Genomic DNA, 10,809 nt, shown 5'->3' with positions numbered 1-10,809 from the left:
AGCGTGAAACACTACACTAGCAGCCTGTCGGACTTACCACTGATCTACTGCGGAAAAGCCGATTCTGGTCATTTTTCGTCCTCTTTTTTACTCGTCGCAGGCTTCTCGGTCTGCGACCCCGCTAAAGCGGTTCTTTCCACTTCGTTTCAAGTGTTAGATAGAACCACTATTTGCCTCAAAAGAGCTCAAAAACTGCCTCAAAACGGACTTTCCCTCGCTACGATCGGCCAAGTCCGACAGGCTGCTACCAGCATACTTACTTGCTACTTGCTACTTGCTACTTGCTACTTGCTACTTGCTACTCTGGTTTTACGCCTCGCTTTGGCGTCGACTGGCCGTGATGGAGCGGCTCAGCAGTATCACCGGTAAAACGCCTACCAGTACGATCAGCAGCGCCGCAAGGGCGCTGCGCTCAAGCATTTCGTCGGACGCAAACTGATAGACAAAGGTTGCCAGCGTATCGTAGTTGAACGGGCGCAGAATCAGCGTTGCCGGCAGCTCCTTCATGCAATCCACAAACACCACCAGCAACGCCGTCATCAGGCCGCCGCGGATCAGTGGCAGGTGTACCTTCAGCAATGTTCCCGAAGCACTCTGGCCCAGCGAGCGGGCCGCCATGTCCATGGACGGGGTGACCTTGCTGAGTGAGCTGTCCACAGCGCCGTTGGATACCGCCAGAAAGCGCACTACATAGGCAAAAATAATGGCAAAAGTCGTGCCGCTGAGCAGCAGGCCTGTGGATATATCAAAGGTGCGGCGCATAAAGTCATCGACAGCGTTATCAAAGGCCGCCAGCGGGATAATCACGCCCAGTGCCAGTACAGCACCCGGCATGGCGTAGCCCAGGCTGGAGAAGCGCACGGCGAACAGCAGGGCGCGCCTTTCGCTGTATAGGCGCTTGGCGTAGGCCAGCACCACGGCCAGCACAATCGACAGCACGGCGGCGCTTAGCGAGAGGGTAAAGCTGTGGCTGGCATAGCTGAGAAAATCCTCAGACCAGAGCTGGTCGAGGTAGCCGCTGGCATACCAGCTCAGCAGGGCGAAGGGCACGATAAAGCCACAGAATACCGGCAGCAGGCAGAATATGCTGGCGGCCATTGCACCGGCGCCCTGAAGGCGGGTGGGCTTCAATGTGCTGAAGCGGTCTGCACTGTGAAACTGGCGCTGCTGGGCTCGCGCCATGCGCTCCAGGGTGATCAGTATCACCACGAACACCAGCATCAGGCTGGCGATCTGTGCCGCTCCACCCAGGTTGTACATGTTCAGCCAGGTATCGTAGATACCAGCGGTCAGGCTCTTGACGGCAAAGTAGTCCACGGTGCCAAAGTCATTGATGGTTTCCATGGCCACCAGGGATACGCCCACGGCGATTGCCGGACGAGCGATGGGCAGGGATACGCGGTAAAAGCTTTGCCAGGCGTTGCAGCCCAGCAATCGGCTGGCATCGCGCAGGCTGACGGATTGCTCCAGAAAAGCTGCACGGGTCAGCAGGTAAATATAGGGGTAGAGCACCAAGGAGAGCATCAGGATAGCGCCGCCGAGGCTGCGTATTTCGGGAAACCAGTAGTCCCGTGCGCTTTCCCAGCCGAACAGTGCCCGCAGTGCGCCCTGCACAGGGCCTGCAAATTCAAGCAGGTCGGTATAAACATAGGCGATGACGTAGGCGGGTACGGCAAAGGGCAGCAGTAGCGCCCACTCAAATAAACGCTTGCCGGGGAAGCTGTACATGGTGACCAGCCAGGCGCTGCCAACGCCTGCGAGAATGGACAGCAGGGCGACCCCGGCGATTAGCTCCAGAGTGGTGATGACGTAGATCGGCAGCACCGTGCTGGCCAGATGTGTCCAGATGTTTTCATCCGGGAAAAGTGCCAGATAGAAAATCGCCAGCACCGGCAACGCCACCATGAGCGCAATACCCCAAGCCGCCGAATACCATCCCGCCAGGCGCGGGCGGGGCTGGCGGGTGGGGCTGTACGTCATGCTGGCGGTGGCGGCTTTCATCGATAATTTTCCTGCGTCAGAAACGGCAAAAAACGACAGCCGGGCAGGCTATCGTTTTCGTTTGCTAATGTCGAGCAGGGCCGCCCGTGGGGCGCTCCTGCGTGACGCTGCCGAATCAGTTGTCAAAACCGACCTTATCGACCAGGCGGGATGCGACTGCGCGCAGCGGGCCCAGCTTATTCAGATCTATCTCGTCGGCCTTGAAGTTACCCATGTATTCTTCGATCAGGGCAGAGTTGGGTGTGCCGGGACGTACCGGGAACTCGGAATTCACATCGGCATAAATCGTCTGTGCCTTCTCGCCGGCCAGGAACTCGATCAGCTTGATGGCATTTTCGCGGTTCGGTGCATGCTGGGTAACAGCGGCTCCGGAGATGTTCATGTGCGCGCCACGATCATCCTGGTTCGGGAATACCAGATTAACGGACTGAGCCCATTCTTTCTGTTCCGGCTGCTCTTCGTTGGTCAGCATTTTGCCGAAGTAGTAAGAGTTGCCCAGCGCCAGATCACAGACGCCTTCCTTCACCGCTTTCACCTGGGCACGGTCGTTACCCTGGGGCTTGCGTGCCAGGTTGGCCTTGAGGCCTTCGAGCCACTGCTCGGCGTAGGCTTCGTCGTGGTGTTCAATAACAGAGGCGATCAGCGACAGATTGTAGGTGTGCTTGCCGCTACGGGTGCAGATACGGCCTTTCCATTTTGGGTCAGCCAGCTCTTCGTAGGTCTTGATTTCACCTTCCTGCACGCGATCTTTGGATGCATAAATAAGGCGCGAACGGGCCGTCAGGCCAAACCAGCGACCTTCAGGGTCACGGTAGTGCTGTGGAATGCTTGCGTTCAGTACGTCGCTTTCTACGGCACTGACAAGGCCTCTTTCAGTGGCGTCGTACAGTGGGCCAACTTCTGCCGTCAGTAATAGGTCGGCCGGGGAGTTGCGACCTTCATGCTCCAGACGCTCCAGCAGGCCCTTGTCCGCGGTGACCAGATTGACCTGTATGCCGGTTTCCTTGCTGAACTCTTCCAGCAGCGGCTGAATCAGGAATGCCTGGCGGTAAGAGTAGATATTAACTTCGTTGGCGGCCTGAGCGACAGACGCAGTGCTGGCCAGGGTCAGCGTAGCGGCGGCAAGGAGTGTGCGGGAGCTTTTCATGCGGGTACTCACTTTGTCCGAAGAATTTATGTAAAAGATAATGCGAACAATTCTTAATAATATTTCGATGCCTGTCAAGAGGGATGAGTATTATTCTCACTTGGAGGTCGATCTCGGACGCGGGTCTGTCTGCGAAGCAGCAAGTACGTCGTTGGGCGCACCTTTATGCAGCTTGGTGTTAAAGCGGCGGGAATAGCCGAGCGAGCAGTACCGGAACGGCGGTTTCGACGCGCAGAATACGCGGCCCAATATGGATGGGGGCAAGTCCTGCCTCTTGCAGCTTTTCAACCTCATAGCGGATAAATCCACCCTCTGGACCTACGGCGAGGGTTGTGGGGATCTGTTCGGCGGGTGGGCACTCAGAGGCCTCGTAAGGGTGAGCTACCAGTGCGCGGGTGTTGATGGCGATGGCTGGCAGTTCGTCCTCTACAAAGGGTTTGAAGCGCTTGTGCAGCGAAACTTCGGGCATTTGGGTGTCGCCGGCCTGTTCGAGCCCCAGCAGTAGTTGTTCCCTTATCGCATCGTCACCCAGAAGCGGGCTGGACCAGTAACTCTTGTCGACCCGGTAGGAGTTGATCAGACAGAGCTTTTTTACCCCCATGGTGGCGATGGTCTGCAGTGTGCGTTTGAGCATTTTGGGTCTTGGCAGCGCCAGGATCAGCGTCAGTGGCAACGCAGGCGGCGTTGTCTCTTCAAGGCAGGTTTCCAGCTCGATGCTCTGGTCATTGACGTTCAGCACGCGGGCGCGCCCGATTGCGCCGTTGAGCAGACCCACTTTCAGTGTTTCTCCGACCTCAGGTTGCTGCACCGCGCGTATATGGGCATAGCGCCGGTCGCTCAGGCGCACTCGGGCAGGGGCGATAAAGTCGTCTTCAAACAGCAGAATCAGATTCATGGGGGTAAAAAGTACCAGGCTCAAGGTGCTTAAGGGCGCGCATTGTAGCAGAAGCCCAGTCGGTCGTCGGAAGTCCGCCGGGTGTTCGATTGGCTAAAAACTCAGCTATTTGTCATGGATCCGTAAACTTTTGCAGGTAATGTCCCTCGCTTGCAGCAAATGAAGTTGATTTGGCCGGTGGGTTGGTATTATTGTCGTTTTACTTAGGGACGAGCTAAGCGATAGACACTAAAACTATAAGTCGCCTTATAAAAAAGGAAATTGACACTATGGGGATGCGTAAATGAGCAAAAAAATAGCGTTTGTTACCGGCGGTACCGGTGGTCTGGGTACGCCTATTTGTCGTTCATTGGTTGATCAGGGCTTTACGGTCGTTGCAGGCTACAACAGCGGCGGCAAGCACGAGAAAGCCCTGGCGTGGCAGGAAGTGCAGCGCAAGGATGGTTATGAAATCATGGTCGCCTATGGTGACGTGACCAACGCCGAATCCTGCGTGAAGTGTATTGCTAATGTGGAGGAGCAAACTGGCGGTACCATTGACGTGCTGGTTAACAATGCGGGTATTACCCGTGATGGCCAGTTCAAGAAAATGTCCTGGGAGCAGTGGGACGAAGTCATGTCCGCCAACCTGGACTCCATGTTCCACATGACCCGCGTCGTGATCAACGGCATGCTGGACAAGGGCTGGGGCCGTGTTATCAACATATCCTCGGTAAATGCCCAGAAAGGGCAGTTCGGTCAGTGCAACTACTCGGCTGCCAAGGCCGGTATCCATGGTTTCACCAAGGCGCTGGCTCAGGAAGTAGCGCGCAAGGGTGTCACGGTTAACACTGTATCTCCTGGTTATATCAAGACTGCCATGGTGGCAGCGATTGCGCAGGATGTTCAGGACAAGATTACCGCGACCATCCCAGTGGGCCGTTTCGGTACGCCGGAAGAGATCGGCCGCCTGGTGGCTTTTGTCGCCGACGAGCAGTCCGGTTACATTACAGGTGCAGATCTGTCGATGAACGGCGGCTTGCACATGTCCTGATACAGGACGCGCCAGGGTTCTGGTTTCGACCAGAGCCTTTGGCTCAAACACAAAAATCCCGCTGCGCGCGGGATTTTTTGTGTCTTGCCTTTTTGGGGTTAGCCGCTTAAAGCAGCCCTTCCAGCGGGCTGTAAAAGCGCTGTACCAGGTCTGGGTGACGCCGAGCCATAGGTACGCAGCGCCACTCGTATTCCAGCCGTTGCAGGTCCGCTGTGGTGACAGCTTCACTTTGCTGTGCCAGTGCCTGCTGCAGACGCTGCATCTGGTATTCCAGTCGCAGGGCCTGATCGTCTTCGGGAGAGGGGAGTCCCAGAGATATTTCCAGCTGAATACAGAGCTGGCGCAGGCGCAGGCCGGCGGCTTCGGTCAGCTCTGGCAGCAGCTCGGGTTCTTGCTGTACCTGTTGGGCCAGGGAAAAACGCTGTTCGATCAATTCGACATAGTCGGTGCAGCAGTTGTCCTGGGTTTCCCAGCGAGCCAGTAGCTGATCCAATACTGCGGGGTCTGTCGCCTGCGCCAGTACCAGCTCCTCAAGTTCATCGCACAGCTCAATGCGCTGGCGCAGCGCTGTATAGGCGCTGGTATCCAGCTGTGCCAGATCGGCGCGCTGGCGCTCAAGTTGCTGGCGGGCATCGTCAAAGCGGCGCAGATAGGGCAGGCTGAAGTCTTCCTCCAGTTCGCAGAATTGGGCGATGCTCTTAGGCAGCAATTGCTCGAGCTGCGCACGGCTGCACGGCGTTTCCAGTAGCTGCTCCAGCTGATGGCAAATCTGTTCTGCGATTTCACGCTGTTCGACACGCAGCTTGCGGTCGCGCTGCTGGCTGTCGCCCAGACGCGAAAACAGGGTGTCGCAGTGGGCACGAAAATGCTTCCACAGTCGCTGTTCCTGGCTGCGGAAGGTTTTGCCCGCATCCTTCCATTGCTGCTGCAGTTGTTTGGCCTGCTGAGCGGCCTGCTGCGGGTCTTCGGCGTCGCACAGTGCCTCGACCTGTTCGACTAGATCGCGCTTGAATTCGAGGCAGCTGTGATAGTGATCGTGCAGTGGACCATCGAGTTGTTGCAGCAACTGATTGAAGCGCTCCTGCGCCTGCTTGCCGGGGCCGCGATCAACGGGGGAGTAATGCTTCCATTCGTCCTTGGCGGCGCGGCTGATGGTATCGATGGCGCTCCAGTCAGCTTGTTCCCAGTCGATGCTGGTGATGTAGCCTTCCAGCTGATCGCAGATCACGCCGCGCTGCACCAGGTTCTGGCGCCGACGTTCGCCCTGGGCCTGGAAGTAGGCTTCGCAGGGTGCATAAGCCAGGTCCGAAGCCTTCTTGAATCGGCGCCAGATCGCCTGGGCGTGGAAGGGGTCTGTGCTGTCGAGCAGCTTCCATTGCTGCTGCAGGCGGCGGATGGATTCGGCCAGCTCTGTGACTTCAAGCTCACTGTCGATCAGGGCCTCAATGTCGGCGCACAGTTGCTCTTTCTTAGGCGTTACGGCGTAGCCCTGCCAGTCCTTGAGCTCCAGCAGTTGGGCTTGCAGTTGCTTAAATCGAAGATCCAGTGAGGCGGCAGTGTTGCCGTTCAGCATCTCCAGTGCCTGGGCGGCACGGTCATGGCACTTGCCCGCCTGTTTGACGTGTCCGTCTTTTATGGCCTGTTCAAGCTTGTCGAGATGCTTGTTCAGGTCTTGTGCCAGTTCCTGTTCCTGCTCCTGCAGCGCCTTGTGGCGTGCCTCAATGGCCACTAGTCGCAGCTGTGCCTGTTTTAGTGTCTCTGGCTGTGGCAGTGCCTGGGGCCAGTTTATTTTCTGCAGCAGATTGTTTATGCGCTGTTGCTGTTTACGCAGCACGCCAGGGTTAGCGTCTTCAACCGGTTGCGATAGCAGGCGTTGCAGGTCGGTCTGGCTCTGCTGCAGAGCTGTGGCGCTGCCTGCTGTGTTCTTGATGCGGTTTAGGATTTTGCCGGGCGCCTGCGCGTCACCGGAGCGCTCTGAATGGTTCAGGGCGTCCCATTGCTGTTGCCAGGTGTCCAGTTTGGTATCCAGGGCTGCCGTGTCCAGGCGGGTGTCAGCCAGGGCTTCGCGGCTGCCCTGCTCGATCGCTTCGAGCTGTTGCAGCAACTGGGTGCAGCTTTCCCTGTAGGCGGTCAGGTCGCGCTGTTGCTGTGCCTTGGCATCCGCCTCGGCCTGTACAATGGCGGCACGTTCACGGCAGCACAGCAGGGCTTGTTGAAAGCGGTTTTCAAGTGCGTCATCGCAGCTATCAAGTTTGTTCCATTCCTGGCTCAGGGCATCGATGCGTGCCCCGTAGAGCGGCATCAATTCGCCTTCCGCCAGTTGTTCCATGCGTTCGACGCGCTCGAGCCTGTCGGTTTGCAAGGCATCCTGGGCACGAGTTTGGTCGCGCAGTTGCTGCAGCTTGTCCCGGGTGAGGCGGTATACCGCCTTGTCGCGCTGGCGCATCTGTCGGCTGACGCGCTCAAGTGTGGCTTCGCTTTGCAGGCGTTCGGCGGCCAGGCGTCGCATTTGCGCGCTCTGGGCATTCAGCGTCAGTACCTCAAGATTGCTTTCATCGCGCACGCGCAGCACGGCAGCTTGCTGTAGTGCTGCCTGGCCCGTGTGCAGTGCTATATGGGTCAGCAGATCCTGATCCTGGATATCCTCAATGCAGGCCAGCTGCTGTTCCGGCGACAGGGTGCTGGCGTCACTGGCTACCAGTTTGCACAGGCGATCGGTGGCGACGTGCCGGATGGCGGGGTCCTGCTCGCCGGCCATGACGCGCAATAGCAGTTCTGGCTTTTGTAGTCGAGCCACCGCAGCCTTGCGCACGTCAGGGCTCTGATCCGTCTGAGCCAGCCTGGCGAGTATATCCAGTTGGTCTGGATGTTCCGTCAACAGAGTGCTGATTGCACGTATCCGTACGTCCGCCTTGTTGCTTTGCCACTTGGGCCTGAAAAACTTCGCAAACATTGGTAGGGGGGTCCCGGCATAAGGGTTGGGCAGCATGATCTCGTTATGCTGCAGCGCGAAAGCTAGCTATTCTAAGACGCCATGGATGGCAGCGGAAGAGTTGACATGCGTGCAAAAGGGTCAAATGCAGGAACCGAGCCCCAATAGTGTTGTCATCCTGGCGTTAAACTGTCGGCCCAGGCAGGAAATTGGCCTCTCCATCAACATAGTACCAGCGGCCCTTGCCGTCACGCCTGAAACGGGATCGCTCGTGCAGCCGTCCGGGCTCTTGTGCACTGATGTAAAGCGCTTCAAATTCCACCGTGCCAGTACTGTCCTGTTCGCCTCCGGCCTGCACATTAATAATTCGCAGGCCTGTCCAACGCGTGGATCTGAACTGTCTTTTAAGTAGACCGCGCTCGCCCGGCTGGCGCCGCTCCGGTGCCAGGGTATCGATCAGGTAGGATGCGAGCCCCAGTGCGAAGGCACTGTAGCGTGAGCGCATCAATTTTTCTGCGGTTGAAGCCGGTTTCTTGCCGCTAATGGCGGGTTCACAGCAATCGCGATACAGTCTGCCGCTCTGGCAGGGGCAGGGCATCTGGGCCGGTAGCTCGGTGGCTATGGCGGAGGCAGTTTTCTTCTTCGACATTGTTATCCACTGGGTTGGCGGTCATCGCTGCAGTCGTCGGGTACTGAAATGGATCGACGCCGCCCGAGCTGTTAGGCTTTAATACAGACGGTTGCAGGGCGCTGGCCCCATAGTCTAAACAGGATCCGATGTGGCGTCTGCCGTCGGGTTGATCATTTTTATCAGGGAAGCTATCGATTCGATGTCTGTCTCCGCCACGCCGACTTTCTTCTGGCACGATTATGAAACCTTCGGCGCCGATCCCAAGCGCGATCGCCCGGCCCAGTTTGCCGGCATACGTACCGATATGGATCTGAACATTATCGAAGAACCGGTGATGTTTTTCTGTAAACCGGCGGATGATTTTCTGCCCAACCCCGAAGCCTGCCTGATCACCGGCATTACGCCGCAGCAGGCGCTGGTGGACGGAGTCTGTGAGGCCGAGTTCATCGCCAGGGTTCACGCTGAAATGTCCCGCCCGGGTACTTGTGGTGTGGGTTACAACAGCATCCGCTTCGACGACGAGGTAACGCGCTACACCCTGTACCGCAACTTCTACGATCCTTATGCAAGGGAGTGGCAGAACGACTGCTCGCGCTGGGACATTATCGACATGCTGCGCCTGACGCGGGCCTTGCGCCCCGAAGGCATCGAGTGGCCGAGCTATGACGACGGTACGCCGAGTCTGCGCCTAGAAGATCTGACCCGTGCCAACAGCATTGATCATGGAAATGCTCACGATGCGCTGTCCGACGTCTATGCCACTATCGCCATGGCGAAGCTCGTGCGCGAGCGTCAGCCCAAACTGTATAACTATGCCCTGAAAAATCGCGGCAAGCGTTCGGTGCAGGCGCTGCTTGACGTGGCTACACACAAGCCGGTGCTGCATGTGTCGTCGCGTTATCCTGTGGAGTGGGGCAACTGCGCTATAGTCGCACCGCTGGCGGGACATCCGGTTAATCGCAATAGCGTGATTGTGTGGGATTTGCGGGTGGATCCGACGCCACTGCTGAGCTTGCCGGCGACCGAGATTCGCCGCCTGATGTACACCCGCAGCGACGATCTTGAGCCAGGAGCGCCCCGTATCGCGCTCAAGCAGATACATATCAACAAGTGTCCCATTGTCGCCCCCGCCGGCATGTTAACGGCGGTCGAGGCCAAGCGACTGCAGATTGACGGTGATAGCTGTCGCACGCACTTGCAGATTCTGCGCAGCTTTGATGGTCTGCAGGTCACTCTGGCAGAGGTATTCGGTGAGAACGACTTCGATGCGCCGTCCGACCCTGATCAGATGCTCTATAGCGGCGGTTTCTTTGGCGAGGCGGATAAAGCCGCCATGGCACGGATTCGCGCCTGCGACCCCCAGGAGCTTGGCGCGCTGGAGTTGGCGTTTCAGGACCCGCGGCTGGAGGAAATGCTGTTGCGCTACAAGGCGCGTAATTTCCCCGCCAGCCTCAGTGATGATGAACGGCTGCACTGGGAAGAGTATCGTCACCGCAAACTGCTTGAAGACAACAGTGACGGCTACCTGGGGATGAAGGCATTTTATGAGCAGCTGAATACGCTGTATCAGGCGCCTGAGCGCACCGACAATCAGCGCCGCATCCTGGAAGAGCTGAATATCTATGCCGAAGCCATCTATCCGATGGAAGGCGTGGACGGATGAGAGCCCTGGTGCTGGGCCTCGGTTTGCTGAGTCTGCTGGCGCCGCCGCTCTGGGGCGACGAAGTGCTGCCCTATGCACTGACCGCGCCACAGGGATATTCGGCAGGATCTGTGAAGGGGCAAAGCGTTTATGACAACAAGGCGCGCGGCAGTCTAGATAGCGAAGTCATGCCTGAAGTCCAGCCGGCGAACTCTGGGTCCGGCCTGCCGGCGCCCCATATAGTGCCCTACGCCAAAGTGCCCGAAGCCACCGAAGTGTTGATTGGGCCCGTAAAAAGACCCGCACCGCCAAGCGGTGAAGACCTCGTTTTCGAGCAGATCAAAGCTGAGCCGAGCACGCCTTATCTTGAGGCGGCGGAGCAGCTGCCAGACTGACCCTAAAAGCTTCAGGGCATAGCAGGGCAAGGTGCTTGGCGATGGCGACAAACCCCATCGCCGCCACTCTTATTATTAACCCGGCGGGTTAATACATGAAGCAGGGACGCTTCATCATTGGCCGCAGGCCAAT

At 57.8% G+C, this 10,809-nt stretch carries 8 protein-coding genes; 3 read left to right on the top strand and 5 right to left on the bottom strand.

Features of this window, described 5'->3' with window-relative positions; genetic code table 11:
• Positions 1-309 precede the first annotated feature (309 nt).
• The 3 genes from MPRO_RS23505 to MPRO_RS23495 form a co-directional block, all read right to left on the bottom strand.
• Complete coding sequence (locus MPRO_RS23505; protein ID WP_067298749.1) at positions 310-2,001, bottom strand: ABC transporter permease; 1,692 nt, start codon at positions 1,999-2,001, stop codon at positions 310-312.
• Between the two features lie 115 nt (positions 2,002-2,116).
• On the bottom strand, positions 2,117-3,148 hold the full coding sequence (locus MPRO_RS23500; protein WP_067298748.1) for a Fe(3+) ABC transporter substrate-binding protein: 1,032 nt from the start codon (positions 3,146-3,148) through the stop codon (positions 2,117-2,119).
• Between the two features lie 178 nt (positions 3,149-3,326).
• On the bottom strand, positions 3,327-4,043 hold the full coding sequence (locus MPRO_RS23495; protein WP_067298747.1) for a 16S rRNA (uracil(1498)-N(3))-methyltransferase: 717 nt from the start codon (positions 4,041-4,043) through the stop codon (positions 3,327-3,329).
• Positions 4,044-4,326: 283 nt separating this feature from the next.
• On the opposite strand from MPRO_RS23495, the gene phbB reads away from it, so the two are divergent.
• Entirely contained in the window at positions 4,327-5,076 is a 750-nt protein-coding gene (gene phbB / locus MPRO_RS23490) for an acetoacetyl-CoA reductase (RefSeq protein WP_067298746.1), read from the top strand.
• A gap of 106 nt (positions 5,077-5,182) precedes the next feature.
• On the opposite strand, the gene MPRO_RS23485 is transcribed toward phbB, so the two are convergent.
• Positions 5,183-8,029 (bottom strand): DUF349 domain-containing protein, encoded by a 2,847-nt coding sequence (locus MPRO_RS23485; protein WP_067298745.1) that lies wholly within the window; start codon positions 8,027-8,029, stop codon positions 5,183-5,185.
• A gap of 163 nt (positions 8,030-8,192) precedes the next feature.
• The gene (locus tag MPRO_RS23480) at positions 8,193-8,657 is read right to left on the bottom strand and encodes a YchJ family protein (protein WP_067298744.1); all 465 of its coding nucleotides are present in this window, start codon (positions 8,655-8,657) and stop codon (positions 8,193-8,195) included.
• A 181-nt stretch (positions 8,658-8,838) separates the two neighbouring features.
• Here MPRO_RS23480 and sbcB point away from each other — a divergent pair, with 181 nt between their 5' ends.
• Together sbcB and MPRO_RS23470 are read left to right on the top strand one after the other, a co-directional pair.
• A complete protein-coding gene (gene sbcB / locus MPRO_RS23475) occupies positions 8,839-10,302 on the top strand; it encodes an exodeoxyribonuclease I (protein WP_067298750.1) in 1,464 nt (487 codons plus the stop codon).
• The gene (locus MPRO_RS23470) at positions 10,299-10,676 is read left to right on the top strand and encodes a hypothetical protein (RefSeq protein ID WP_067298743.1); all 378 of its coding nucleotides are present in this window, start codon (positions 10,299-10,301) and stop codon (positions 10,674-10,676) included. The genes sbcB and MPRO_RS23470 overlap by 4 nt, the downstream gene beginning before the upstream one ends.
• The last annotated feature ends 133 nt before the right edge of the window (positions 10,677-10,809 follow it).

This window comes from Marinobacterium profundum (assembly GCF_001528745.1).
In the GTDB taxonomy this organism is placed as follows: Bacteria; Pseudomonadota; Gammaproteobacteria; order Pseudomonadales; family Balneatricaceae; genus Marinobacterium_A; species Marinobacterium_A profundum.
The sequence above is the reverse complement of the archived record's forward strand: the minus strand, read 5'-3'. Positions and strand labels throughout refer to the sequence as shown.